21 protein-coding genes, 1 tRNA gene and 1 pseudogene are annotated in these 25,606 nt (G+C 70.8%); 20 read left to right on the top strand and 3 right to left on the bottom strand.

Annotation, left to right across the window (positions count from 1 at the left end):
- Window positions 1-57: 57 nt before the first annotated feature.
- The gene (locus ABD264_RS10490) at window positions 58-933 is read right to left on the bottom strand and encodes an SGNH/GDSL hydrolase family protein (RefSeq protein ID WP_244944766.1); all 876 of its coding nucleotides are present in this window, start codon (window positions 931-933) and stop codon (window positions 58-60) included.
- Window positions 934-1,005: 72 nt separating this feature from the next.
- Here ABD264_RS10490 and ABD264_RS10485 point away from each other — a divergent pair, with 72 nt between their 5' ends.
- Window positions 1,006-1,650, top strand: coding sequence for an alpha/beta hydrolase (locus tag ABD264_RS10485; RefSeq protein WP_144942303.1), 645 nt, complete (start codon window positions 1,006-1,008; stop codon window positions 1,648-1,650).
- A gap of 65 nt (window positions 1,651-1,715) precedes the next feature.
- Here the strand turns inward: ABD264_RS10485 and ABD264_RS10480 are convergent, their stop codons facing one another.
- Entirely contained in the window at window positions 1,716-1,952 is a 237-nt protein-coding gene (locus ABD264_RS10480) for an RNA-binding S4 domain-containing protein (RefSeq protein ID WP_144942302.1), read from the bottom strand.
- A 200-nt stretch (window positions 1,953-2,152) separates the two neighbouring features.
- Here ABD264_RS10480 and ABD264_RS10475 point away from each other — a divergent pair, with 200 nt between their 5' ends.
- Together ABD264_RS10475 and mmsB are read left to right on the top strand one after the other, a co-directional pair.
- Complete coding sequence (locus tag ABD264_RS10475) at window positions 2,153-3,649, top strand: CoA-acylating methylmalonate-semialdehyde dehydrogenase (RefSeq protein WP_144942301.1); 1,497 nt, start codon at window positions 2,153-2,155, stop codon at window positions 3,647-3,649.
- Between the two features lie 96 nt (window positions 3,650-3,745).
- Window positions 3,746-4,690 carry a 3-hydroxyisobutyrate dehydrogenase gene (gene mmsB, locus ABD264_RS10470; protein WP_303106066.1) on the top strand — a complete coding sequence of 315 codons (945 nt, stop codon included), beginning with the start codon at window positions 3,746-3,748 and terminating at the stop codon, window positions 4,688-4,690.
- Here mmsB and ABD264_RS10465 read toward each other — a convergent pair.
- The gene (locus ABD264_RS10465; protein WP_303106067.1) at window positions 4,644-5,192 is read right to left on the bottom strand and encodes a MarR family winged helix-turn-helix transcriptional regulator; all 549 of its coding nucleotides are present in this window, start codon (window positions 5,190-5,192) and stop codon (window positions 4,644-4,646) included. The two genes, mmsB and ABD264_RS10465, sit on opposite strands and share 47 nt — an antisense overlap.
- A gap of 204 nt (window positions 5,193-5,396) precedes the next feature.
- Between ABD264_RS10465 and ABD264_RS10460 the strand changes: the two genes are divergently transcribed.
- The 17 genes and pseudogenes from ABD264_RS10460 to ABD264_RS10380 all read left to right on the top strand — a co-directional run bounded on the left by ABD264_RS10460 (window position 5,397) and on the right by ABD264_RS10380 (window position 25,444).
- A complete protein-coding gene (locus ABD264_RS10460; protein ID WP_290498567.1) occupies window positions 5,397-6,590 on the top strand; it encodes an acyl-CoA dehydrogenase family protein in 1,194 nt (397 codons plus the stop codon).
- 244 nt (window positions 6,591-6,834) lie between these two features.
- On the top strand, window positions 6,835-8,217 hold the full coding sequence (locus ABD264_RS10455) for a glycine--tRNA ligase (RefSeq protein ID WP_303106068.1): 1,383 nt from the start codon (window positions 6,835-6,837) through the stop codon (window positions 8,215-8,217).
- 7 nt (window positions 8,218-8,224) lie between these two features.
- Window positions 8,225-9,190 (top strand): GNAT family N-acetyltransferase, encoded by a 966-nt coding sequence (locus ABD264_RS10450; protein ID WP_144942297.1) that lies wholly within the window; start codon window positions 8,225-8,227, stop codon window positions 9,188-9,190.
- A gap of 44 nt (window positions 9,191-9,234) precedes the next feature.
- A pseudogene (locus ABD264_RS10445) lies at window positions 9,235-9,822 on the top strand (MFS transporter); the annotation flags it as partial.
- A gap of 97 nt (window positions 9,823-9,919) precedes the next feature.
- Window positions 9,920-10,294 carry an MFS transporter gene (locus ABD264_RS10440; protein ID WP_344205940.1) on the top strand — a complete coding sequence of 125 codons (375 nt, stop codon included), beginning with the start codon at window positions 9,920-9,922 and terminating at the stop codon, window positions 10,292-10,294.
- Complete coding sequence (locus tag ABD264_RS10435) at window positions 10,284-11,648, top strand: galactokinase (protein WP_244944764.1); 1,365 nt, start codon at window positions 10,284-10,286, stop codon at window positions 11,646-11,648. Before ABD264_RS10440 ends, ABD264_RS10435 begins: the two co-directional genes overlap by 11 nt.
- Window positions 11,649-11,753: 105 nt before the next feature.
- Complete coding sequence (locus ABD264_RS10430; protein ID WP_303106072.1) at window positions 11,754-12,593, top strand: hypothetical protein; 840 nt, start codon at window positions 11,754-11,756, stop codon at window positions 12,591-12,593.
- Window positions 12,574-13,764, top strand: coding sequence for a tRNA dihydrouridine synthase DusB (gene dusB, locus ABD264_RS10425; RefSeq protein WP_303106073.1), 1,191 nt, complete (start codon window positions 12,574-12,576; stop codon window positions 13,762-13,764). Before ABD264_RS10430 ends, dusB begins: the two co-directional genes overlap by 20 nt.
- 5 nt (window positions 13,765-13,769) lie before the next feature.
- A complete protein-coding gene (locus tag ABD264_RS10420) occupies window positions 13,770-15,089 on the top strand; it encodes a deoxyguanosinetriphosphate triphosphohydrolase (protein WP_303106074.1) in 1,320 nt (439 codons plus the stop codon).
- A gap of 216 nt (window positions 15,090-15,305) precedes the next feature.
- The gene (locus ABD264_RS10415) at window positions 15,306-16,709 is read left to right on the top strand and encodes an MFS transporter (RefSeq protein ID WP_303106075.1); all 1,404 of its coding nucleotides are present in this window, start codon (window positions 15,306-15,308) and stop codon (window positions 16,707-16,709) included.
- A gap of 205 nt (window positions 16,710-16,914) precedes the next feature.
- Window positions 16,915-18,873: a DNA primase gene (gene dnaG / locus ABD264_RS10410; RefSeq protein WP_303106076.1), complete on the top strand. Its 1,959-nt coding sequence runs from the start codon at window positions 16,915-16,917 to the stop codon at window positions 18,871-18,873.
- 128 nt (window positions 18,874-19,001) lie between these two features.
- A tRNA-Asn gene (locus tag ABD264_RS10405) sits at window positions 19,002-19,077 on the top strand.
- A 235-nt stretch (window positions 19,078-19,312) separates the two neighbouring features.
- Window positions 19,313-20,533: an AI-2E family transporter gene (locus ABD264_RS10400; protein WP_303106077.1), complete on the top strand. Its 1,221-nt coding sequence runs from the start codon at window positions 19,313-19,315 to the stop codon at window positions 20,531-20,533.
- Window positions 20,534-21,258: 725 nt separating this feature from the next.
- The gene (locus ABD264_RS10395; RefSeq protein WP_344205935.1) at window positions 21,259-21,969 is read left to right on the top strand and encodes a peptidase dimerization domain-containing protein; all 711 of its coding nucleotides are present in this window, start codon (window positions 21,259-21,261) and stop codon (window positions 21,967-21,969) included.
- Window positions 21,962-22,456, top strand: a complete 495-nt coding sequence (locus tag ABD264_RS10390) for a hypothetical protein (RefSeq protein ID WP_290498555.1) — start codon at window positions 21,962-21,964, stop codon at window positions 22,454-22,456. The genes ABD264_RS10395 and ABD264_RS10390 overlap by 8 nt, the downstream gene beginning before the upstream one ends.
- Window positions 22,453-23,907: a sodium:solute symporter family protein gene (locus ABD264_RS10385; RefSeq protein ID WP_344205932.1), complete on the top strand. Its 1,455-nt coding sequence runs from the start codon at window positions 22,453-22,455 to the stop codon at window positions 23,905-23,907. Before ABD264_RS10390 ends, ABD264_RS10385 begins: the two co-directional genes overlap by 4 nt.
- A 190-nt stretch (window positions 23,908-24,097) precedes the next feature.
- Window positions 24,098-25,444, top strand: coding sequence for an alpha/beta fold hydrolase (locus tag ABD264_RS10380; protein ID WP_344205930.1), 1,347 nt, complete (start codon window positions 24,098-24,100; stop codon window positions 25,442-25,444).
- Window positions 25,445-25,606 lie beyond the last annotated feature (162 nt).

Raw genomic sequence — 25,606 nt, 5'->3', positions numbered from 1 at the left:
CCGCACTTCGGAAAGGGGCGGGCGCCGTCGTCGTGCGGTTGAGCGGAGCGGGGGTGCTCAGGCCCCCTCGGTCTGCTCTGGAATCTGCTCGCCCGCTCCGGGGATCGTTGCCTGGCCGAACGCGGGACGCTTGGCGGTGATGTAGTCGCCGGAGCTGCGGCGGCGGATGCGGCGGCCCACCCACGGCACGAAGTACTTGCGGGCCCACACCATGTCGTCCCGGCGGGCCTCGCGCCACGTGCGCTCGGGGCGCTCCTCGGGGTGGCCCGGGGTGAGGCCGTGGTCCACGCCCAGGCAGTCCAGGGTCTCGCACGCGATGAGCTGGTGGCCCAGCGGGGAGAAGTGCAGCCGGTCCGGCGCCCACATGCGCGGATCGCCCAGCTGGTGCAGACCCCACAGGTCCACCATCACGGCGTCGTGGCGGGCGGCCACGGTGCGCACGTTCTCGTTCCAGATGGCCACGCGCCCGCGGATGCTGCGTAGCACGGGGGTGTTGCCGATGTCCGGACCGTCGAACATGGCCACGGTGGCACCGGTGGCCCTGATCTGCTCGATCACCGCGTCCAAGCGGGAGGCGATGTCGTCGGGATCCGCAGCGGGGCGCAGCATGTCGTTGCCACCCGCGCTGATGGTCACGAGGTCCGGTCGCAGCTCCAGGGCCGGCTCCAGCTGCTCGTCCACAATGGGCTGGAACAACCGGCCGCGGATGGCCAGGTTCGCGTAGGCGAAGTCGTCCGTGTTGCGCGCAAGCTCCTCGGCCACGCGGTCGGCCCAGCCCCGGAACCCGCCCGGGACGGAGTCGTCGGGGTCGCCCACACCCTCCGTGAAGGAGTCGCCGATGGACACCATCCGGTGCCAGGGGTGCGGCGGCTGCGCGGTGCTGTCCGCGGCGGGAACGGGGGGCGTCGTCAGGGGCGGAGTGCTCTCATCCATACCAAAATTACTAACACGTATTGCAGAGCTGTGTCGTCACTGTCCGTCACAGCCGCGTGTGAGGATGGAGCCATGGAACCAGCACCCCACGTCATCTGGAACAACGAGGCCGAGGAGCGCGCCGGGACACCCCTGGTGGTCATGTTCCACGGCTACGGCTCCCACGAGGGCGACCTCATGGCCCTCAGCGCGTCCCTCCCCGGTGGACTCAGCATCGCCTCCGTGCGCGCGCCGCAGCGGGCTGGCGCGGGCTTCCAGTGGTTCCCGCTGTCCTCAGAGCTCGGCTTCACCACGGACGCCGTGGTGGCCGCCGCCGAGCCCGTGGTGCCGTGGCTGCGGGACGAGGCACTGCAGCACACTCACGTGATCCTGCTGGGCTTCTCCCAGGGGATGGCGATCGCCACCACGGTGGCCCGCCACGCCCCGGATCTGGTGGACGCCGTGGTGGGGCTGTCCGGTTTCGTGGTCCCGGTGGCCGACGACGACGCCCAGGCGGACTTCTTCCACGACGCAGCCCTGCGCCAGGATCCCCTGCGGATGTTCTGGGGCCGCGACCCCGAGGACCCGGTGATACCGCCCGCACTGGTGGACCTCACCGCCGAGTGGGCCCAGCAGCACGCGGAGGCCACCAAGGTGCAGTACCGGGGCATCGGTCACGGGGTTTCGCCCCAGGAGCTGTCACACGTCTCGGAATACCTGCGGGCACTCACGGACTGAGCGCACCGCCCACCCGCACCGTCCTCCGCTCCGGCGCGTCCACTGCGGCGGGGGAGTGGAACGCACTACGCGCTGACGATGCGCACGGGCGGCATGCCGGAGGCCGGGACCTCCAGCACGTCACCGGGGTGCAGCTGCGCGCCCCGGCGGGTCTCCGCCTCTCCGTTGACCTGCACCGCGCCCTCGGACACCAGGGTCTTCGCGTGGTGGCCGTCCTCGGCCAGGTTGGCCAGCTTCAACGCCTGTCCCAGGCGGATCATCTGGTCCCGGATGGGCATCTCTTCGTACGCAGTGTCGCTCATGCGTCCATTGTCTCAGGTGCGCCCGGGCGGATCACTGGGAACGCTGCTCGGTGCCCGGACGTGCCTGGCCGGGGTGGGGTGCGGAGGGACGGAAACGCATCCGGGCGGCGTCGTGACCCCAAGTAGTTGCACGTCCAACGAAGTGGGGATACGTTCGGGGGAGACGTGCATCACACCCGAGCCCCACCCCAGGAGCAGCCATGACCCTCGTTCCCCACTTCGTCGCAGGCCGGAGGACCCCGGGCGACTCCGGTCGCACGCAGGACGTCTTCAACCCCGTGGAGGGGGAGGTCAGCGCGCAGGTGCCGCTGGCATCGGCGGAGGAGGTCGCGCAGGCCGTGACCGCCGCCGAGGAGGCGTTCCCGCAGTGGTCGGGGCTCAACGCCCAGCGCCGCGCGCGGATCCTGCTCACGTGGGTGGACCTGATCACCGAGAACATGGACGAGCTGGCCACCCTGCTCTCCAACGAGCACGGCAAGACCTTCCCGGACGCCAAGGGCGACATCCAGCGCGGCGTGGAGGTCGTGGAGTTTGCGGCCGGAGCACCGCACCTGCTCAAGGGCGAGTTCTCCAGCGGCGCGGGCACCGGGATCGACGTCCACTCGCTGCGCCAGCCGCTCGGCGTGGTCGCGGGTATCACCCCATTCAACTTCCCCGCGATGATTCCGCTGTGGAAGGCGGGCATCGCGCTCGCCGCCGGCAACACCTTCGTTCTCAAGCCCTCCGAGCGGGACCCCTCCGTGCCCGTGCGGCTCGCGGAGCTGGCCGTGGAAGCCGGCATGCCCGCCGGTGCGCTGAATGTGGTCCACGGTGACAAGACGGCCGTGGACGCCCTGGTCGAGGACCCGCGCGTGCGGGCGATCGGGTTCGTGGGCTCCTCGCCCATCGCCCAGGCCATCTACAGTGCGGCCGCCGCGCAGAACAAGCGCGCCCAGTGCTTCGGTGGCGCCAAGAACCACATGGTGATTATGCCGGACGCGGACCTCGAGCAGGCCGCTGACGCCCTGATCGGGGCGGCCTTCGGCTCCGCCGGCGAGCGTTGCATGGCCATCTCCGTGGCCGTGCCCGTGGGGGAGGCCACCGCTGACAGGCTGCGCGCGCTGCTCGAGGAGCGGATCGCCATGCTCACGCTCGGCCCGTCCCTGGAGGAGTCCTCGGACTTCGGTCCCGTGGTCAGTGCCCAGGCCAAGCAGCGCATCGAGTCCTGCATCACCGCCGGTGAGAAGGAGGGTGCGGAACTGGTGGTGGACGGCCGCGGCGCCACCGTGGACGGCCACCCCAACGGGTTCTGGGTGGGTGCCACCCTGTTCGACCACGTCACCACGGACATGAGTATCTACCGCGAGGAGATCTTCGGCCCGGTGCTGTGCATTGCCCGCGCCGCGGACTACGAGGAGGCCCTGCGCCTGCCCAGCGAGCACGAGTTCGGCAACGGCGTGGCCATCTTCACCCGGGACGGGGACACGGCCCGGGACTTCACCACCCGCGTGGAGGTGGGCATGGTGGGCGTCAACGTCCCCATCCCCGTGCCGATCGCGTACTACACCTTCGGTGGCTGGAAGGCCTCGGGCTTCGGGGACCTCAACCAGCACGGCACGGACGGGCTGAAGTTCTACACCAAGACCAAGACGGTCACCACGCGCTGGCCCTCCGGCACCAAGGAGGGCGCGAGCTTCGTGATGCCCGCCGGTAGCTGAGCCGCACGACGACGACCGGCGGGGTCCCAGCGCCCCGGCACTACCGCAGCTCCGCGACCCGTGGAGCCGCCGCCCACCCCTGGAACAAGGAACGTCATGACCGAGACCCCCAGCCAGCAGCTCCCCGCCGTCGCCTTCTTGGGCCTGGGCCACATGGGCGGCCCGATGGCCGCGAACCTCGCGGCGGCGGGGGTGCAGGTCACCGGCTACGACATCGTCCCTGAGGCGTGTTCTGCGGCCCGCGAGCAGGGAATCGAGGTGGTCGAGACCCCGCAGGAGGCGGCGCGGTCCGCAGACGTGGTGATCACCATGTTCCCGTCCGGCAAGCACGTGGTGGACGCCTACGTGGGGATCGACGGCGCCGTGGGCCTGCTCGCCGCAGCTCCCGCGGGTACCACGTTCCTGGACTGCTCCACAATCAACATCTCGGAGGCGCAGGAGGCCACGGAGCTGGCACGGGCGGCGGGGTTCACCGCCGCGGACGCCCCGGTCTCCGGGGGTGTGGTGGGCGCCACCGCCGGGACGCTGGCCTTCATGGTGGGTGCGGAACCCGAGGTCTTCGAGCGCGTGCGACCCCTGCTGGAGATCATGGGCGGGCGCGTGGTGCACTGCGGCGGCAGCGGCATGGGTCAGGCCGCCAAGATCTGCAACAACATGATCCTGGGTGTGTCCATGGTGGCGGTCAGCGAGGCGTTCGTGCTGGCCGAGAGGCTGGGGCTGGAGCACCAGGCGATGTACGACGTCGTCTCCAACGCCTCCGGGCAGTGCTGGGCGCTGACCACCAACTGCCCGGTTCCCGGCCCCGTGCCCACCAGTCCCGCCAACAAGGACTTCGAACCCGGCTTCGCCGGGGCCCTGATGGCCAAGGACCTCAACCTCGCCACCACCGCACTGGACGAGACCGGGGCCGCGGCACCGATGGGGCGCCTGGCGGCGGAGCTCTACAACCAGTTCGTCGCGGACGGCCACGCGGGCAAGGACTTCTCCGGGATCATCACGACCCTGCGCGACGGGGGTCGGAAGAGCTCTCGGGAGAAGTGAAGTCCCCGCAGCGCGCGCGAAAACCGTTCAGCGCACCGACGACCGCTTCCACCTCGTGGTCCTCGAAGCCCGTGGTGAGGAACAGGTCCTTGTTCAGCGCCCGGGTGGCCTGGGCCACGACCTCCAGCCCCTCGGGAGTGAGGGTCACGTTCACGGCGCGGCGGTCCGTGCTGACAGGCTCGCGGCGCACCAGGCCTGCGCCCTCCAGGCGGTCCACGGCGTTGGTGATGGAGGTGGGGTGGACCTGCAGCAGTGCGCTCGCCTTCTTCATGAGCATCCTGTGCTCCCGGGTGAAGCTCAGCAGGGCCAGCACCTCGTAGCGGGAGAACGTGAGTCGGAACGGCTTGAGGATCCGGTCCGCCCGGGCCAGCAGCAGCTGTTGCGCCCGCATGATCGACGTCACCGCGGCCATGGGTCCGGCGGCCTGCGTCCAGCCCTCGCGCTCCCAGTTGCGCCGTGCCTCGGCAACGGGGTCGCGGGGGAGGGGCTCGTGCTGGGGCATGCCCGCATTCTACGTGCCCGGCGCAGGCACTCCGTGGCGGACGGCGTCGTCGACCCTGCCCCGGGCGGGTTTCCGTCCGCCGGGTCTGCCGCGACTGCCGCGCACCCGACCGGGGAGTGTGATCCGCACCACCAGCAGGTGCATTCCTCGGATATAGTCGGACGTACTACTTTCGACCTGCCCACTACCCCGAGGATCAGGATCATGAGCCCAGCCGCATCACCCCAGCGCGCCACCGCCCACCTTCCCAGCACTGACCTCCTCCACCTGGAGCACCTGCTCAGCGCGCAGGAGCGCGAACGGTTGCGGGGCATCACGGATCATCTCCAGACCCAGGTGCGTCACCAGAGCGTGGGCTACTGGAACCGCGAGGAACTGGCCAGAGAGCTGCTGCCCGGGCTGGCAGACCTGAGCCTGGGGCGGCTGGCCGAGAGCGGCGGGTCCCGGCTGTTCCAGAACCTCGTGCACGTGCAGGTCGCCCGGGCGGACCTCTCCCTCTCCGCGCTGCTGGGCATCCACAACGAGCTGATTGTGGGCACCCTGGAGGCGTTCGGCTCCGAGGAGCAGAAGCAGACGTGGCTGCCCGGACTCAAGGAGCTACGGCAGCTCGGCGCGTTCTGCCTCACCGAGCCGGAGCACGGCTCGGACATCGCCGGTGGGCTGGCCACCACCGCCACCCGGGACGGGGACGGCTGGGTGCTCAACGGCTCCAAGCGGTGGATCGGGCTCGGCACCGTGGCGGATCTCGCGCTCGTGTGGGCCAGGGACACCGCCGACGGACTCGTCAAGTGCTTTGCCGTGGACACCGCTCTGCCGGGGTACTCGGCCACCAAGATCGAGCACAAGATCGGGCTGCGGATCATGCAGAACGCTGACGTGGAGCTAACCGACCTGCGTCTGCCCGCGGATGCGCTGCTGCCGGGTGCCGCGGACTTCGCGGCCACCAACGACCTGCTCAAGGACTCGCGCGCGTGGGTGGGCTGGCAGGCGGTGGGCGCGCAGCAGGCGCTGCTCGACATCCTGCGCGACTACACCCTTGAGCGCGTCCAGTTCGGCAGGCCCATCGCGAGCTTCCAGCTGATCCAGCAGGTGATTGCTGAGGTCGCCGGCAACCTCGCGGCCAGCTCCGGGCTGATGGCACAGGTGACGCGTGTGCAGGACGACGGCGAGCTGGAGATGATGCACGCCGCACTCGCCAAGTCCACGGCCACGCGACTATCCCGCCAGTCTGCCGCGCAGGCCAGGGACGCGTTGGGTGGAAACGGGCTGCTGAGCGACCACGGGATCGCCAAGATCATGGCGGACGTCGAGGCCATCCACACCTACGAGGGCAGCTACCACATCAACTCGCTCATCGTGGCCCGCGCGCTGACGGGGATCTCCGCGTTCGTCTCGTAGCGGGCTGGTAGCAGTCCCGCAGCGGGCGAGGAACGGGACCCGCGGCGAGCAGGGGAACGGGCGACGTCGCCGTGGCCGGACGTGTGCGCGGCGGCAGGGACAGAGCGTGTTTAGGCGAGCGTCGCGGCACCTCGCTACGCTTGTCCCTGAACCGCGCGCCCGCGCCCACGGGCAGCGCACCCCAGACCGATTCCCCACGCGCGAGCCCTCGCGAGGTCCGCGCGAGAAACGGAAGTGAGACCGTATGGCCCCGAAATCCACCCTGGACAATGTCATCTCCCTGGCCAAGCGCCGGGGCTTCGTGTTCCAGGCGGGTGAGATCTACGGGGGTTCGCGCTCCGCGTGGGACTACGGGCCCCTGGGCGCGGAGCTGAAGGAGAACATCAAGCGCGAGTGGTGGCAGACCTTCGTGCGCGGCCGCGCGGACATGGTGGGCCTGGACTCCTCGATCATCCTGCCGTCCGCGGTGTGGCAGGCCTCCGGGCACGTGGAGACCTTCACCGATCCCCTGGTGGAGTCCCTGCACACCCACAAGCGCTACCGCGCGGACCACCTGCTGGAGGCCTACGAGGCCAAGCACGGGCACCCGCCGGTCAACGGGTTGGCGGACGTCAAGGACCCGGAGACGGGCCAGGACGGCAAGTGGACCGAGCCGCAGCAGTTCTCCGGTCTGATGAAGACCTTCCTGGGCCCCGTGGACAACGAGGAGGGCAAGCACTTCCTGCGCCCGGAGACCGCCCAGGGCATCTTCGTGAACTTCCTCAACGTGGTGACCGCAGCGCGCAAGAAGCCACCGTTCGGCATCGGGCAGATCGGCAAGGCGTTCCGCAACGAGATCACCCCGGGCAACTTCATCTTCCGCACACGGGAGTTCGAGCAGATGGAGATCGAGTACTTCATCCACCCGGACGAGGCGAAGAAGTACTTCGACGAGTGGGTCGAGGCGTGCTGGGACTGGTTCGTGGACCTGGGCGTGAACCCGGACAACATGCGCCGCTACGACGTCCCGGCGGACGACCGCGCGCACTACTCGGACGGCACGATCGACATCGAGTACCGCTTCGGCTTCCAGGGCTCCGAGTGGGGTGAGCTGATGGGCGTGGCGAACCGCACGGACTTCGACCTCACCAACCACACCGAGGCCTCCGGCACCAAGATGCAGTACTTCGACCAGGCCTCCGGCGAGCGCTACACCCCGTACGTGATCGAGCCGTCCTTCGGGCTGACCCGCTCCATGATGGCGTTCCTGGTGGACGCCTACCTCGAGGACGAGGCGCCGAACACCAAGGGCGGCGTGGACACCCGCACCGTGCTGCGCCTGGACCCGCGCCTGGCGCCGGTGAAGGCCGCGGTGCTGCCGCTGTCCAAGAAGGAGGATCTGCGCCCCGCCGCCCAGAACCTGGACGCCGAGCTGCGCCGCCGCTGGAACATCGACTACGACGACGCGGGGGCGATCGGGCGCCGCTACCGCCGCCAGGACGAGATCGGCACGCCGTTCTGCATCACCGTGGACTTCGACACCCTCGAGGACCAGGCGGTGACCATCCGCTCGCGTGATGAGATGACCCAGGAGCGCGTGGGCCTGGACCGCGTGCAGCAGTACCTGGCCGAGCGCCTGGAGAAGTAGGAACCGCATGAGCATCGACTACCGCCCCTGGCGCGAGGACGACGACCTGCGCCTGCTCGAGCTGTGGCCGGACGCCGAGTCCGCACCGGTCCAGGCGTTCCGCGCCCGGCTGGGTGCGCAGGACCAGAGCGGGTTCTCCGTCACGCTCGTGGCCACCGACGACGGCGTCCCGGTCGCGGCCGGGGTCTGCTACGCCTCCGCGTGGCACCCGCAGCGGCTGTGGCTGTCCGTCGAGGTGGCCCCGGACCACCGGCGCGAGGGCATCGGCCGGGAACTGGTGTCCCGGTTGCGGGCCGCTGCCGCCGCCGGCGGGGTGGACGTCAGCGCCCTGCGCACCCGGGTGGCACCCGAGTCCACGGGGGAGGGCTTCGCCCGCTCACTGGGCTTCACGGGCGCCATGCGCTCGCGGGTGGTCCGCGTGGACGCCGGTGCCCTGCCGCTGCCCACGCTGGACAGCACCCCGGAAGGCGCGGCCACCGAGTCCGTGGAAGACCTGGCCACGGGCTCCGTGGAGCTCACACGCGCCGTCGAGGCGTTCTACCGAGCGGTCCACGAGTGGGACCCGGTGGGGGATGTGAGCATCGGCGCCGTCAACAAGCAGTTCCTCTCGGACACCGCCGGGGCCTACGGGGCCGTTGTGCTGCGCCGCGGCATCTCGCCGGAGGATGAGCGGGGCCAGATCGCGGCCTTCGCCGTGAGCTACCGCCCGTTCGACCCGGCCAACCCGCACGACGAGCCGCAGCCCAACGAGATCGCGGATGTGCTGCTCGGGTACGTGCCCGGCGCCGCCGGTGCCACGGAGGCGCAGACGGGTGCCGCGCTGGAGAAGCTGCTTGCGCTGCTCGTGAGCGACTACCCGGTGGAGGTCGAGGTGGACGACGCCATGGGCCCACTCGTGGCCGTGGTGGACAACCTCCTGGACGCCGGGGTGGCCCGCGTGATCACGGAGACGGAGACACTTGTCCTCGACTGAGGACCGGCCCCAGCCGATCCGTTGAACGTTGCAGCCCTCCCGTCGTGTTCGTGCTCGCCACGATCGGCTGCGCGGCCGCACCGTCCATCCCGGTCCTGGTGGCCGCACGGGCAGTGCTGGGACTCGCGGTGGGTGCCTCGTCCGTCGTCGTCCCGGTGTTTCTCGCGGAGCTTGCCCCCGTCCACCTGCGCGGGCGACTGGTGGCCCAGAACGAGCTGATGCTCGTGGGTGGGCAGGCGCTCGCGTTCGTGTTCAACGCGGGGCTGGCGACGGCCTTCGGCCACGTTGCGCACGTGTGGCGCTACATGCTCGTGCTCGCCACCGTTCCCGCCCTGGCGCTGTGGATCGGGATGACCGTGGTCCTGGAGTCCCCGCGCTGGCTGGCCGGACAGGGGCGGGCCGAGGAGGCGCGCCGGGCGCTGCACCGGATCCGAGAAGACGCCTACAGTCCACGGGAGGCCGAGCAGGTCCTGGAGCTCGCCGCGCGGGACGGAGACCGGGATCGTGACCGGCCACGCGCCGGGCTGCTGGACCTGGTGCGCATCCCGTGGATCCGCAGGGTCTTCGTGCTGGGTTTGTCCATGGCCGTGATCAACGAGATCTCCGGCATCAACGCCGTCCAGCACTACGGGGTGAGCGTGCTCCAGGACTCCGGATTCGGAGGCAACGGTGCGTTCTACGCGAACATCGTCCCCCGGCCTCGTGGGGGTCGCGGCAGTGGCGCTGTCCATGGTGCTGCTGCGGCGCGTGGGCATGGGCGTGTGCGCGTGGCTGCTGTGGATGATGACCTTCGTGGTGGGGCTGACGCTCCCGCCGCTCACGAACGCCCTGGGCGTGGGGTGGACGGTGCTGGTTTTCGTGGCACTGCAGCTCGTGGCCCTGGTGTGGGTGCACCGGGTGGTTCCGGAGACCAGGGACCGGAGTCTGGAAGAACTCGGACAGCACTTTCGCGCGGTGTGGGCGTGTAGTGGACAATGGGGTCTCGCGCACCCCACCCGGGCCGTACCCTGCCCGGCAGTGGGCTGCCCGCTGAGACGGCACGGTGCGCCACCGCCGTCCGTCCCCGTCCGCCCGCACCAGGAGGAACCCGTCCGTGTCCTGTGAACTCAGCGTCGCCACCGTCCCGGAGGAGGGCGACTGCCCGCAGTGGGTGGCCCAGCCGGACGTCGCACGGCGGGCCCGGGCGCTGGGGGAACACTTCGAACAGGCCTTCGGACGCCCCCCGGTGGGCGTGTGGGCGGCACCGGGGCGGGCGAACCTCATGGGCGAGTACACCGACTTCTCCGGCGGCACGTGCCTGCCCTTCGCCCACCAGTACGTCACTCTCACAGCCGCGGCTCCGCGCACGGACGGGCTGCTGCGCGCGCGCTCGCTGCAGGACGCAGACGAGTCCGTGGCGGACGAGCGGCTGCGCGAGGTGCGCGTGGCGGACGTGGCCCCCGGCTCCGTCGGCGGCTGGTTCGGCTATGCGGCCGGCGTGGCGTGGGGCATGGACCGCGTGGCCACAGGCCGTTCGGCCCACCCCGTCGCGGTTCCCGAGCTCGCACTGGCCCCCGGCTTCGGGGCGGACCTCATGGTGGACTCCACCGTGCCGATCGGTGCTGGCCTTGCGTCCTCCGCGGCGCTCGAGTGCTCCGTGGCCCTCGCCCTGTTCTCGCTGAGCACGGGCAACGACGATCCGGACGAGGCCCCGCGCCGCGCCCTGGCCCGCGCGTGCATGGACGCGGAGAACTACATCGTGGGCGCCAACACGGGCGGTCTGGACCAGACGGCGTCCCTGCGCTCGCATGCGGGGGAGACACTGGCGCTGGACTGCCGGGACTTCGACGTGGCGAGCCTGCCCGCGGAGCCCGCCGCCGCCGGACTCACCTGGCTCGCGGTGGACACCCGCGCACCCCACCGGCTCGCGGACGGGCAGTACAGCTCCCGCCGCGCCGAGTGCGAGGCGGCCGCCGCGGTCCTCGGCGTGGGCCGGCTGCGGGACGCGCTGCCGGAGCACCCCTCGGAGGACGACGCCGCCGCGGCGCTCGCCCGCTTCGACGCCGTCCTCGCGGACGGTGCGCCCCTGGACGGCGACCCCGAGGGCGTGCGGCTGCGGCTGCGGCACTCGCTCACCGAGATGGTCCGCTCCGTGCGGATTGCGGACGAGCTCGCGACGCCGGACGCGGACTGGTCGCTCGTGGGCCGCCTGCTCGTGGCCGGCCACGAGTCCATGCGACTGGACTGCCAGGTCTCCGTCCCGGAGCTCGACGCCGCCGTGGCCGCGTGCGTCGACGCCGGCGCCCTGGGTGCCAAGGTGGTGGGCGGTGGCTTCGGCGGCTCCGTGCTGGCACTCGCCCCGGTGCACGCCGTTGACTCCCTGGCGCGCTCCGTGTGCTCCACCTTTGCCGAGCGCGGTTTCCGCGATCCTCTTTTTCTGACCCTGCAGCCGTCCCCTGCCGGCCGCCGGATCCTCTGAGCACACAGCCCCTGCCCGGCAGACTCGCTCTGCCACCCGCCCGGATTCTCCACCGCCCGTGTTCTTCACCCGTCCCCTCCGACCGTCTCAGACCGGGAGCCCCCAGTGTTCGCAGCACAGACCTCCGCCCGTCGCCTCAAACGGGGCACCGCCGCCGTGCAGCGCGGGGACGTCCCCGGAGCCCGGGAGGCGTTCTCGGACGCGCTGCGGACCGCGCGCCTGGGCGAGGCGTGGTGCCAGGCCGGCGACGCGGCCTCGTCGTTGGGAGACCTGGAGCGCGACGCCGGGAACCTCGCGGCCGCCGAGCACCACTACCGGATCGGGGCGGTGCAGTACCGCCGTGCGCCGCGCAGCGCTCGCACCGTGGGCGGGCGGGTGCGCTGCCTGGAGGAACTTGGGGACGTGCTGCTCGCGCAGGCCCGTCCGTGGGACGCGTACCGCGTGTTTCAGGAGGGGGCCGACGCCGCGGGGGTGGTGGATCCCGCGCGGCCCGCCGGGGAGGCAGACGGCCCGGTGTTCGTCACGCGCGAGGACCTGCGCTGGACCTCCCACCTGGCCACGGCGGCACAGGCGGCGGGACGGCGTCGGCTGGCCGCGGAGCACTACGAGACCGTGCTTGCGGGCTGCGAGCGGCGCCGGGACGTGGCCGGGCAGATTCTGTGCTGGCAGGGCCTGGCGCACCTGGCCGCTGCGGACATGGCCTGGCCCGAGGCGGCGCACGCGCTCACGAGCGCGTCCTCGCTGTACTCCTCGCTGCCGGATCCGGAGGTCCACACGGACGAGTGGGTGGCGTGCCTGCGGGAGCTCGGGCGGGTGTGCAAGATGTTGGGTCGCCGCGACGAGCAGATCCGGGTGTTCAAGCTGGCGGTGCGCATCGAGCAGATCGGGGCCGGGGTCGCACCCGGGAGTGAGACAATGGCGGGCGATGAACACCGAGACCACTGAGACCACGGACCGTGAACCGGCCGTGCTGAACCTGAAGCCGCTGCACCTGGGACCCCTGACCGTGGACGTCCCCGTGGTGCTGGCACCCATGGCCGGGGTGACCAACAAGTCCTTCCGAAAGCTGTGCCGCGAGTACGGTGGGGGGCTGTACGTGACCGAGATGGTCACCGCACGTGCCCTGGTGGAGCGCAGGCCGGAGTCCCTGCGGATCATCCACCACGACCCGGACGAGACCCCGCGCTCCATCCAGATCTACGGGGTGGACGCCGTGAACGTGGGCAAGGCCGTGCGGATGGTTGCGCAGGAGGACCGCGCGGACCACATCGACCTCAACTTCGGCTGCCCCGTCCCCAAGGTCACCAAGCGCGGTGGCGGCTCCGCCCTGCCGTGGAAGACGGACCTTTTCCGGGCCATTGTGGGCACTGCCGTGCGCGAGGCCTCCGCGGCGGACATCCCCGTGACCGTAAAGATGCGCATCGGCATCGACGACGAGCACCAGACCTACCTGGACGCCGGACGCATGGCCCGCGACGAGGGCGTGGCTGCCGTCGCGCTGCACGGACGCACGATGGAGCAGCACTACTCGGGCACCGCGAACTGGGACGCCATCGCCCGCCTGCGCGAGGCACTGCCGGACATTCCCGTGCTCGGCAACGGGGACATCTTCTCCGCGGAGGACGCGGTGCGGATGGTCGAGCACACGGGGGTGGACGGCGTCGTCGTAGGGCGTGGCTGCCAGGGGCGGCCGTGGCTCTTTGGGGACCTGCAGGCCGCGTTCGAGGGCAGCCCCCGCCGCTACCGGCCGGGCGTGCGGAAGGTCGCGGACACCGTGTACCGCCACGCGGAGCTGCTCACCGAGGAGTTCGGGGACGAGGCCAAGGGCTGCCGCGAGATCCGCAAGCACGTGTCCTGGTACTTCAAGGGCTATCCGGTGGGAGGGGAGCTTCGCGCGAAGATGGCGCAGGTGCCCACCCTCGCCGCGCTGCGCGAGCTGCTGGACCAGCTGGACCTGGACCAGCCCTACCCGGGGGCGGACGTCGAGGGGCCCCGCGGCCGTGCTGGCTCGCCCAAGAAGCCGCACCTGCCGGACGGCTGGCTGGACTCGCGCATCCTGGGCGACGCCGAGCGCCTGGGCCTGTCGGCCGCCGAGCTCGACGTCTCGGGAGGCTGAGCACCGTGCACACCCCGGACCGTCTGGGCATCCTGGCCCCCGGTTACGAGCCCTCGGACGTCGAGCGCTTCGTCACCGAGGACCACCACAACCGGCACCGCAGCCACTTCGAGCGGGACCGCGCCCGCGTGCTCCACAGCTCCGCGCTGCGCCGGCTCGCCGCGAAGACGCAGGTGGTGGCGCCGCAGAGCGACGACTTCGTGCGCAACAGGCTGACCCACTCCCTGGAGGTCGCGCAGATCGGGCGCGAACTGGGCAAGGCGCTGGGCTGCGACCCGGACGTCGTCGACGCCGCGTGCCTGTCCCACGACCTCGGGCACCCGCCCTTCGGGCACAACGGCGAGACGGTGCTCGCGCAGCTGACACGGGAGATCGGCGGTTTCGAGGGCAACGCGCAGACGCTGCGGCTGCTCGTTCGGCTGGAGCCCAAGATCATGACTCCCACAGGGGAGCCCGCGGGACTGAACCTCACGCGGGCCACGCTGGACGCCACGTGCAAGTACCCGTGGTCCGCCACGGATGCCCCGCCTCGCGCGGACGGGCGGCCCAACCGGAAGTTCGGCGCGTACGAGGACGACCTCCCCGTGTTCGAGTGGTTCCGCGAGGGCGCGGTGGAGGGCCGCAAGTGTCTGGAGGCTCAAGTCATGGACCTCGCGGACGACATCTCCTACAGCGTGCACGACGTCGAGGACGCCGTGGCCGCCCATGCCCTGCAGCTCGAGGCGCTCGCGGATCAGCATCAGCGCGCCCGGGTGGTCGAGTGCGCGCGCAGCTGGTACGTGCCCACCGCCACAGGATCCGAGCTCGATGCCGCGCTCGCCCGTTTGGAGGCCACCTCCGCCTGGGTGCCGCGCATGGACGGCACCCGCGGGGACCTCGCCCGGCTGAAGAACATGACGAGCCAGCTGATCGGGCGCTTCGCGATGTCCGCGGTGGAGGCCACGCGGGAGGTCGCGGGAGATGAGCCACTGACCCGCTACCGGGCGTCCCTCGTGGTGCCGTGGGAGACGGAGCTGGAGATCGCCGTTCTCAAGGGGATCGCCACCGCGTTCGTGATGACCGTGCGGGACGCGATGCCTCTCTACGACAACCAGCACGAGATCCTCACCATCCTGGTGGGGGCCCTCATGGAGACCGACGGGCGGTTCCTCGCGCCCGACTTCGCGGCGGACTGGCGCGCGCTGAGCGACGGCCCGGGGGTGGAGGCCGCGCGGCTGCGGCTCGTCGTGGACCAGATCGCGTGTCTCACGGACCACTCCGCCGTGGCGCTGCACGACAGGATTCGCGGCACCAACTGGCGCACGGGGGACAAGCCGCTCTGGTGAGGGCAGGGCGCTGGGTGCGGGCCCGACCGTGCGGCGCCTGTCGCGGTGCGTCCTGAGGCCGGTGCGGGAGCAGGACGGGGACCGGAATCGTTCCGCGCTCGCGGGGATTCCGTTCAACGGAACCAGTGATGTGGACCATACGCACCTGAGATTAGGATCACGGTGTTCTTCGCTCACTGCCCCCTCACCCCACCGGAAGTGAATCCCGTGCGTTCCGTGCCTCCCACAGCCTCCCGCGGCGTCGTCCTGAGATCTCCGGCCTGGGTCGCACCCCTGTGCTGGGTCGCGGTGCTGCTCGACGGCTTCGACGCCGTGGTCCTCGGTGCCGTGATGCCCAGCCTCCTGGCCGATCCGGAGTGGTCAATGACGACCGGTCAGGGCACCGTGGTGGCCACCGCCGGGTTGTTCGGAATGATGCTGGGTGCGCTCGGCATGGGGTACCTCACGGACCGCTGGGGCCGGCGCAAGCTGCTCATAGGAGCGGTGATCGTGTTCTCGGTGCTCACCTTTGCCGCGGCCTTCGCGCCCACGATCCTCGCCTTCGGCGTACTGCGTTTCCTGGCCGGCCTCGGCCTCGGGGGCTGCCTGCCCACGGGCATCTCCATGGTCACGGAGTTCTCCCGTCCCGGTCGTGGATCCAACGCCACGACCGTGATGATGACCGGCTACCACGTGGGTGCCGTGCTCACGGCGGCGCTCGCCATCTGGGTGCTGGGGCACCTCTCGTGGCACGCCATGTTCGTCGTCGGCGCGCTGCCAGCGCTGGTCCTCGTGCCGCTCATGCTCGTCTTCCTGCCCGAGTCGCCGTCGTACCTCGCCTCACAGGGCCGTTACCAGGACGCCCGCCGGGTCGCAGACCACTACGGCATCCACCTGGAGCTGCCCACCGCCCACGGTGCGGGGGCCGTCCACAGCGACCCCCCGGTGTCGTCCTCCGTGCAGGCACAGCAGGCCGAGAAGAAGGGCGCCGCACTGCTGCTCTCCGGCACCTACGCCCGCAACTCGGTGGTCATCTGGATCGCATCCTTCATGGGCCTGCTGCTGGTGTACGGGTTGAACACGTGGCTGCCGCAGATCATGCGAGCGGCGGACTACGACCTCGGCAACTCCCTCGGTTTCCTGGTGATCCTCAACGTGGGTGCCGTGGTGGGGCTGTGGATCGGCGGCCGCGTGGCGGACCGGATCACGCCGCGCGTGGCGAGCATCCTGTGGTTCGCAGCCTCCGCCGTGCTGCTCGCCGCGCTGGTCATCAGGCTGCCGCTGGCCGGGATCTACGTGATGGTCTTCCTCACCGGCTGCTTCGTGTTCTCCTCGCAGGTCCTCGTCTACGCGTTCACCGCGGCCAACCACCCGCCGCAGGTCCGGGCGACGGCGCTCGGGATGTCTGCCGGGGTGGGGCGGCTGGGAGCCATCAGCGGACCCATCCTCGGAGGCTCGCTGCTGGGCGCCGGGCTGGCCTACCCGTGGGGGTTCTTCGCCTTCGCGGCGGTGGGCGCCCTCGGCGGGGTGGCAATGCTCGGGTCGAAGACCGTGGGGGCGCCGGACCGGGTCACACCGGATCGCGGCGCACCGGACCGGGGAGCGCCGCGCGCGGACGACGTGCCGGCATCCGATTCCTGAGAGGGCCCGCGCGGGTGGCCTCGCCGCCGCTGACGGCCCCGGCCTTCGCAGGCGGGGCGCGCAAGGGTGACCGGCAGGGGGTGGGCGTCGTCGTCCTCACCGGAGACGACGCTCGGATCGCGGCCCTGACGCCCCGTGCGGGGCGGTCTGCACATGCCGCGGGCGCGGTGCTCGGCCGGTTTGACGGGGTGCCTAAACTGGCCCAGTGGCCGGACTGATCAAGCGCGAAGACATCGACGAGGTACGGGCGCGCACGGACATCCGCGAGGTCGTCGAGCAGTACGTGACGCTCAAGCCCGCGGGCATCGGATCGTACAAGGGGCTGTGCCCGTTCCACGACGAGCGCTCGCCGTCTTTCCACGTCCGCCCGCAGATGGGCACGTACCACTGCTTCGGCTGCGACGAGTCCGGGGACGTGATCGCGTTCCTCATGGAGATGGACCACACCCCCTTCACGGAGACCGTGGAGCGGCTGGCCGCGCGCATTGGCTACGAGCTGCACTACGAGCAGGGTGGGGCGCCCAACCGCGAGGAAGTCGGCCGTCGCCAGCGCCTGCTGGACGCCCACAAGGTGGCCGCCGAGTTCTTCCAGCGCAACCTCTACACACGCCAGGCCGCCGCGGCCCAGAAGTTCCTGGGGGAGCGGGGCTTCGACCAGGAGGCCGCCCGCACGTACGGCGTGGGCTACGCGCCGCAGGGCTGGTCCCACCTGCTGCAGCACCTGCGCAACCACGGCTTCACGGACCAGGAGCTCAAGCTCACCGGCATGTTCTCCGAGGGCAACCGCGGGCTCTACGACCGTTTCCGCGGCCGGCTGATCTGGCCCATCCGCGCGGTGGCCGGGGAGGTCATCGGCTTCGGCGCGCGCAAGCTCTACGAGGACGACCAGGGGCCCAAGTACCTCAACACCCCGGAGACGCAGCTCTACAAGAAGTCCCAGGTGCTCTACGGCATCGACCTGGCCAAACGGCCCATCGCCAAGTCCAAGCAGGTGGTGGTGGTGGAGGGCTACACGGACGTCATGGCCTGCCACCTGGCCGGGGTCACCACGGCGGTCGCCACGTGCGGGACGGCGTTCGGGGCGGAGCACATCAAGATCGTGCGCCGCTTCCTCTCGGACGACTCCGCGGGTGGCGAGGTGGTCTTCACGTTCGACGGCGACGCCGCCGGGCAGAAGGCCGCGCTGCGCGCGTTCCAGGAGGACCAGCGGTTCGTGGCCCAGACCTACGTGGCTGTGGAGCCGAACGGCATGGACCCGTGCGACCTGCGCCTGGCGCGCGGGGACGTGGCCGTCCGCGACCTCGTTGACACCCGCACCCCGCTGTTCGAGTTTGCGCTGAGGGCCACCATCAAGGAGTACGACGTCAACAGCCTCGAGGGGCGACTGCGTGCCATGCGCGCGTGCGCACCCATCGTCGCGCAGATCCGCGATCCCTCCCTCCGCCCGGCGTACGCGCGGGAGCTCTCGGGCTGGCTCGGCATCGAGACGGACGAGGTGATGCGGGCAGTGGCCGCGGCGTCGGCGCAGCGCAGTGGTCCCGGCAATGACGGCGCCCGCTCCGGGCAGCGCGGCCAGGAACCCAGCCGCCTCGCCGGTGCCTCCCCGCAGGACGGCCGCGCACGGCCGGGCGACGTGGCACCCGGTTCCGGGTCCGACGACGATCAGGGTTCGCGGCCCGTGGAGCTGCCGGATCCCCGGGAGCCGGTGTCCCGCATGGAGCGGGAGGCACTGGAAGTGGTGCTGCAAGTCCCGGACCTCGTGCCCACGACCTACTGGGGGCACTTCGAGTCCGCGGGCATGACGTACCGCGTGCACCAGGTCATGCACGACGCCCTTGTCACTGCCCGCTCGGAGATCGGCGAGCAGGTCCAGGGCGGAAGGGTCTGGCTGGAAGCCGTCCGCAGCCACCTGCCCGATCAGCTGCACGGCTACCTGGCACAGCTGTCGGTCACACCGTTGCCGGCGGCCACGGAGCAGCAGATGCGTAACTACGCCGTGGGGGTGCTCACCTCGCTCGTGGAGATGCACATCAACCGGGAGAAGTCGGACAAGCTCGCGCACCTCAACCGGCTCAACGCCCAGCGCGAGCCGGACCTCTACCAGCAGCTCAACCGTGAGCTGCTGGAACTGGAGCTGCAGCGCCGCAGTCTTATGGGGGTGTGAGCCTCGGCATCTCGGCATCTCGGCAGCGGCGGGGAGGGGCGCTGCCCTGAGGCCCGGGCACTCAGGCAAGTTGAGGATGCCCGCCACGGGAGGTAGAGTATCGTCTCGTCGCGCGGAAACGTGCACGTTCCCCCGTAGCTCAATTGGCAGAGCATTCGACTGTTAATCGAAGGGTTACTGGTTCGAGTCCAGTCGGGGGAGCCACCGCGGAGGCCTCCTCCCCGGAAGGGGAGGGGGCCTTTTTCGTGCCCTCTTCCGCCCGGACCGGTTCGGCCGTGCCAGATCCCCTGTGGCCTCGTGGCCCTGTGACGGAGCGGTGGTGTGCGTCCGCCCTCCCGCGTCTAGGGTGTGAGTGCGCGACCGCGGGAGGTTCCGGTCATATGCAACGGATCCTGCGCCGTCACACCACCCCTGATCTCCTGGCCCAAGGACTTCCGCGATGACCGACTTCGAGTCAACCTCTTCACCACAGGCCGCCGCCTCCGGATGCGGCGCCACCGCCGTGCAGCAGAGCCCGGAACCACAGTCCCCAGCGCCGCAGGCACCGGCCCCCGCTCCCACGCCGCGGCAGATGTGGCACGACCCCTACGGCCGGTCCGCCATCCGGGCGCTGCAGACGCTGATCCTGGCAGTGGCGATCGGGCTGGTCGTGTGGCTGGCCGCAACGCTGAAGATCGTGGTGCTGCCGCTGCTCCTGGCCGTCATCATCGCGTCGGCCATGCACCCGATCATGCGGTTCCTCCGTAGGCGGGCCGGTTTCAACCGCATCTGGTCGGCGATCACCGGTCTGCTGGGCATCCTGGTGGGACTGGGCGCCGTGCTGTTCGGCATCGCGCTGACGGTGCGCAACGAGTGGTCCGACCTCGCGCAGAAGACCCAGGAGGGCGTGAACAAGCTGGTGGAGATCCTCACCGGCTGGGGCATCCCGCTGGACAGCACCCACCTGAACGAGTACTTCACCCAGGCCACCGAGTTCCTCAAGAACAGTGGTGCAGAGTCCAGCGCACTGTCCGGTGTCTCCGTGGTCACGGAGATCCTCACCGGTGCGCTGCTGATGATTGTGATGCTGTTCTTCTTCCTGCTGGACGGAGAACGCATGGCCGGTTTCCTGGTGGGGTTCCTGCCGGAGCGGCTGAGGGAGCGGGCCAACCAGGCCGGGCGCGCCTCCGTGCACGTGCTGGGCAGGTACATCCGGGGCACCGTGGTCATCGCGGCTTTCGCAGCTGTGTGCGACCTGATCACGATGCTCGTCATGCGGGTGCCGCTGGCCTTCCCCCTGGCTGCCCTGATCTTCCTGGGCGCCTTCATCCCCATCGTCGGAGCCCTGGTCACCGGGCTGGCGGCCGCACTGGTGGCGCTGGTGGCGGCCGGGCCGGTCGCCTCGATCGTGCTGGTCGTCGTGGTGATCCTCGTGAACCAGGTCGAGCACCACATCCTCCAGCCCAAGGTCATGGGCACCGCACTGGGCCTGCACGGCATCGTGATCATCGCGGCCCTGGCCATCGGCGCACACGAGGGCGGGGTGGCCGGCGCGCTGCTGGCGGTTCCCCTCACAGCGGTGGTCTGGGCCAGCTTCAAGACCTTCCGGGACATGCGCGACGGCGCCCCGGGCAAGTTGCCCGCAGAGGATGACGAGGCGGCACCGGCCGTGCGGGCCTGACCCAGCACCGTCGTCCCTCCCACCGCATGGCCGCGCGCCGGGGCGCGCGATCACCCCACTCATCTCACCTGGTGAACCGCTTGCCTGTGAAGATGCCCGGAATTTCCCCACCCCCTAGTGTTGAGACCCGCATCACAGGTAGTGGAGGAGGATCACCGTGACGGAACAGACCCCGGCCGAAGGAGTGGGTATCGTGCCCCCGCAGGTCAGCGGCACGCCCGGCGGGCAGGGCGCCGAGCGGCTGAGGCGCGTCAAGCAGGGCATCCGTGAGGCCGCGGAGCAGGTGCGCGACGACGTCGTGGACCTGAGCCACGCGGTGCACGCGGACCCGGAGATCGCCTTCGAAGAGACTCGCACTGCCGCGAAGCTCACCACGGTCCTTGAACGGCACGGTTTCAGTGTGGAGACCGGGGTGGCGAACCTGGACACAGCGTTCGTGGCGTCCTACGGGACGGGACCGTTCGTCGTCGGCATCTGCGCGGAGATGGACGCGCTGCCCGGCGTGGGGCACGCGTGCGGACACAACATCATTGCCGCCTCAGGCGTGCTGGCGGGGATCAGCCTGGCCCCGGTCGCGGACGAGCTGGACCTCACCGTGAAGGTCTTCGGCACCCCCGCCGAGGAGTACGGCGGCGGCAAGGTCCTCATGCTGAACCAAGGGGTCTTCGACGGCGTCCACGCGGCCATGATGCTGCACCCCGGGCGAGGAGGAGAACGCGGACCACGTGACGCGAGCTGTCGTGGACCTGGAGATCGAGTACACGGGCAAGCCCGCCCACTCCGCCGAGGCGCCACACCAGGGCGTCAACGCGGGGGACGCCGCCACCGTGGCGCAGGTGGCCATCGGGCTGCTGCGCCAGCACCTGCAGCCCGGTGAGCTGGTGCACGGCATCGTGCGCAGTGCAGGGGACGCCCCCAATGTGGTCCCGCACCGCGCGCGCCTTGCCTACGACGCCCGCGCGGACACCCTCGCCGAGCTCGAGGGCCCCGGCGGCGCCAAGGAACGACTGCTGCGCTGCTTCGAGGCCGGTGCCCTGGCCACCGGCTGCACGCTGGAGGTCCACGACGACTGGCCCGCGTTCTCCGAGTTCCCCAACGACGACCCCATGGTCGCCGCGTACCGGGCCAACGCCGAGTCCCTCGGCCGGGCGTTCACGGATGCGCCCATGAGCCGACGACGCCGCCTGGCCGGCTCCACGGACATGGCCAACGTCTCGCTGCGGATCCCCGCGATCCACCCCACCATCCTGGTGGAGGCCGGGGGTGCCACGTGCCACGAACCCGAGTTCGAGCGCTACTGCGCGCTGCCCGCGGCAGATACCGCGATGTGGGAGGGCGGTCTGAGCCTGGCCTGGACCGCCGCGGACATGGCCGCGGACCCCGCCCAGCGCGAACGCCTGGCCCGTACCGCGGAGGAGCTGGCGTCCCGTGACTGATCCCCACACCCACGGCAGCACCCCGGGCCCCGCGGCGTCGTCGCCCGGCGGTGCGGCCCCGGAGAGCAACCGGAGCCTCGCTGACCGGGCGCGGGAGTCCACGCCCACAGCGGCGCAGACCATCGTGCCGCGCCGCCAGAGCATCCCCGCCGGGCGCAGGGCGCTGTGGTGGGCGGTGTGCCTGTTCCCGTTCCTGGCCGCCTTCGTCCTGCAGTGGCTGTCCCCGCTGAACGGACCCCACCTGATCCTGGGCATCCCCGTGATCATGTGGTGGACCTGCATCCCGTGCAGCCTGCTGATCTGCCTGTTCCTGTGCATCGTGGAGTTCACGCGCACGGACCAGGACCGCGAGGAGGTCCTGGACCTGCTGGCCTCCCGGGTGGGGGACGAGCGCCGCGCGGCCGCCCGCGCCGACTCCGGCACCAGGGACCCGCTGGCCGCGACCGGCACGCACCCCGCACCCAGCGGCCCCGAAGAGACCCCGTGAGCACCATTGTCGTCGTCACTCTGGGAGGCATCCTCCTCATCGCGGCGCTGGGCTTCATGGGCCGGCGCAGCCCGGACCGGGACCTCGCCGAGTGGACCGTGGGCGGGCACAACTTCGGCACCACCACCACGTGGCTGCTCCAGGCCGGGGAGGTCTTCACCACCTTCACGTTCCTGGGCACCGCGGGCCTGGTGGTCTCCGGCGGAGCGGCGTCCTTCTACTCCATGCCTTACGTGCCCCTGGGCTACATCGCCATGCACTTCATCGGCCCCAAGATCTGGCGCCTGGCCCGAGCCCGCGGGCACCTCACCCAGGCGGACTTCCTCCAGGACGTCTACAACTCCCGGTTCCTGGGCATCCTGGTGGCCGTGGCCGGCGTCGTGTTCCTGCTGCCGTACCTGCAGCTGCAGATCACCGGGCTGGGACTGATCGTGGAGCTCGTGACCGGCAACGGCTCCCTGGGCAACTGGTCCATGGTGATCGCCTTCGTGCTGGTGGTGGCCTTCGTCCTGTGGTCCGGGCTGCGCGGGGTGGCCACCACCGCGTACTTCAAGGACGTGCTGATGATCCTCATGCTGTTCGTGGTGTGCGTATCCGTGCCGATCCACTACACGGGCGGTTTCACGAACGTGTTCCACACTGTGCAGGAGCAGATGCCGCAGATGCTCTCGGTGCACGGCACGGGGGAGTACGGCATTCCGTGGTACGTGTCCAACATGGCCATCAGCGCCATCGGGTGCGCCTTCATCACCATGCCCAACGACTGGCCGCCTGTGCTCTCCGCCCGCAGCTCCACCGTGCTGCGTCGCAACTACCTGTTCCTGCCGTTCTACAACACGCTGATCGTGATGCCCCTGGTGGTGGGCTACGTGGCTCTGGTGGTCCTGGGCACCGGCGCGGACCCGGACAGCTCCCTGCTGACGCTGGCCTCCGGGGTGTTCCCGGGGTGGCTGATGGGTGTGCTGGCGGTGGCTGGCATCGCCACCGCCATGGTGCCCTCCGCGTCCCTGCTGATCGCCACCGGCACCCTGGTGTCCCGCAACCTGATCCGCGCCCGCACGGAGAAGGCGCAGTTCGCCACGACGCAGGTCACGGTGGTGGTCGCCACCGCCGCGGCTCTCGGACTGGCCGTGGCCATGCCGGACCTGCTGGCCAACCTGCTCCTGCTCACGTTCTCCGGCATGGACCAGCTGGCCCCGGCCATCGCGGCGGCCCTGCTGCTGCGGCGCCGGATCGCGGCGTCGTCCATCCTGGCCGGTGCGCTGACGGGACTCGCGCTGGTGATCGGCTACACGTTCTGGTGGCACCTTCCGTGGGCCATCAGCGAGGGCATCATCGGGCTGGCCGCCAACATCGCTGTGGTCGCCCTGTGCGAGGCGTTCCGCCGCGTGCGCACCGGGCAGCGGGCCCCCGTGGGCTCCGAAGAGGAGCGGGAGCTGCTGCGCGCCTGAGTTCTGGAAGCGGCGGCCTGCGAGCCGCCCCTCCGAACGGTGCAACCGCACTGGGCGGAGGGGCGCTCTCCTCCACCACCGCTGCGAGGCCTGCCACGCCCCCGAGCACTCGAGCCCGCGCAGTGCCCTACTAAAGTGAGCGGTGCTGCGCTCGTGCAGTTCCACGACGACAGGTGGGTGATTCGGCTCCATGACCCTCGCGTCCCGTCGCCTCAGTCTGGTGGTGGCGCTGCTGTACTTGACGTGGCTCGCAGCCCCGCTGCTGAACCCGCAGCTGCATCCGTGGACGTCCTACGCCTCGGAGTACGTCGTGGCGGACCACCCCGCGGGCACGATGCCGCGCACCACGGACGGGATCTTCGGGATGCTGCTGATCATGATGGCCGTTCTGTCCCACTCTCGGGCCCGCACACCACGGCGCGGGCTGCCAGACGGCCTCGGTGCACCGAAGGCCGCCCCGACCCCGCGGCGTCGTGGGCGCTTCGCTGTCCGGGATCGACGTGCTGATCACCAGGATCCCCACCGAGGGGATCACGCAGCGGGCGTCGATGGTGGTGATCGTCGTGTGGCTCGTTGCCGTGTCCGGTCTTCCCGTGGTCGAACGGGTGCGGACGTCGCTCGAAACGACCCCGGCATGGGCACCCCCACGGGAGCGCTGTGGCGGGAGCACCTGCGGGAGCTCGTCGTCATGGGCGAGCCGACCCGCGTGCTGGACATCGGCTCCGGACCCGTTGTTGCGTGCTGCTCGGGCGTGGCCTCCGTGCTGTGGGACTGGGCCCCCGTGGTCGAGCTGCTGCGAGGGGAGCACCGTGTGATCGTGCTGGACCGCCCCGGATACGCGCCGGGCCAGCAGGTCTCCGAGACACTCCCGACCCTCGATACCGAGGCGGCCCGACTGCTCGCGGTCCTCACCGCGCTGGGAGCCACTGGCCTGGTGACGGCAGTGGGCCACTCCTTCGGCGCGGCGGTCGTGGAGGCGGCGGCCCGCCTCCATCCCGGCAGGCTGGGGTCCCTGGTGTTCCTGGACGGCTCTGTCCCCGAGGCCGAGGGCGCGGACTGGGCGCACGACGGGGCCCGCGCCGCTGGCCGCTTCCGTCACGGCACCCACCCCGCGGTTCGATCCACGTCCGTGCGGGTGCTCTGGCAACTGGTGGGGCCCGCCGTCTCGGTGGCGCTAGTCCCAGGACGGCGGGGCGTGGCGCGGGCGATGGGCGGACTGCGCGCCGAGGGCTCCTCCTCGAACATCCTGCTGGCCTCGCTGCGCGACCTCGCGGGCTACGTGGCCTGCATGAACCGGCTCCACGAACTGCGCGGTCGCATGCCCCTGGAATCCGGGGTGCCCCTCACGGTCGTGGCCGCCAACGGCCGCGTACCCCGCCCGGGGCTCAGCCGGTGGGCTCGCCACGTCCTGGCCCAGGCCGCCCGGCTTGCGCAGGAGACCTCCGTGCGCCGCGTGGTGGTGTCCCGCAGCGGCCACTTCGTGATGCTTGACCAGCCCCGTCGCACCGCCGAGCTGATCGCCGAGGCCGCTCGCTGACCCCCGGGCCACCCGCGGACACCGCTCGGTACGTCTGGGCAGCTCTCACCAGCGGGGCCTGAGCGACGGCGGGATCGCCTTGCGGATTTGGCCCCTGCGGGGGGCCGCAGCCCTGGGGCTCGTGCCGTTCACGGCGTCATCGAACGTCCTGGGCGGTCACGG

It is taken from the genome of Kocuria salsicia (assembly GCF_039532055.1).
In the GTDB taxonomy this organism is placed as follows: domain Bacteria; phylum Actinomycetota; class Actinomycetes; order Actinomycetales; family Micrococcaceae; genus Kocuria; species Kocuria salsicia.
The sequence above is the reverse complement of the archived record's forward strand: the minus strand, read 5'-3'. Positions and strand labels throughout refer to the sequence as shown.

Bases quoted from the DNA above. Each gene is read 5' to 3' on its own strand.
- ABD264_RS10440 (WP_344205940.1), top strand. From the start codon at position 9,920: ATGGTGCTGCTGCGGCGCGTGGGCATGGGCGTGTGCGCGTGGCTGCTG.
- ABD264_RS10485 (WP_144942303.1), top strand. From the start codon at position 1,006: ATGGAACCAGCACCCCACGTCATCTGGAACAACGAGGCCGAGGAGCGC.
- dusB (WP_303106073.1), top strand. From the start codon at position 12,574: ATGAACACCGAGACCACTGAGACCACGGACCGTGAACCGGCCGTGCTG.
- ABD264_RS10475 (WP_144942301.1), top strand. From the start codon at position 2,153: ATGACCCTCGTTCCCCACTTCGTCGCAGGCCGGAGGACCCCGGGCGAC.
- ABD264_RS10400 (WP_303106077.1), top strand. From the start codon at position 19,313: ATGACCGACTTCGAGTCAACCTCTTCACCACAGGCCGCCGCCTCCGGA.
- ABD264_RS10455 (WP_303106068.1), top strand. From the start codon at position 6,835: ATGGCCCCGAAATCCACCCTGGACAATGTCATCTCCCTGGCCAAGCGC.
- ABD264_RS10380 (WP_344205930.1), top strand. From the start codon at position 24,098: ATGACCCTCGCGTCCCGTCGCCTCAGTCTGGTGGTGGCGCTGCTGTAC.
- ABD264_RS10465 (WP_303106067.1), bottom strand. From the start codon at position 5,192: ATGCCCCAGCACGAGCCCCTCCCCCGCGACCCCGTTGCCGAGGCACGG.
- ABD264_RS10480 (WP_144942302.1), bottom strand. From the start codon at position 1,952: ATGAGCGACACTGCGTACGAAGAGATGCCCATCCGGGACCAGATGATC.
- ABD264_RS10490 (WP_244944766.1), bottom strand. From the start codon at position 933: ATGGATGAGAGCACTCCGCCCCTGACGACGCCCCCCGTTCCCGCCGCG.
- ABD264_RS10460 (WP_290498567.1), top strand. From the start codon at position 5,397: ATGAGCCCAGCCGCATCACCCCAGCGCGCCACCGCCCACCTTCCCAGC.
- mmsB (WP_303106066.1), top strand. From the start codon at position 3,746: ATGACCGAGACCCCCAGCCAGCAGCTCCCCGCCGTCGCCTTCTTGGGC.
- ABD264_RS10450 (WP_144942297.1), top strand. From the start codon at position 8,225: ATGAGCATCGACTACCGCCCCTGGCGCGAGGACGACGACCTGCGCCTG.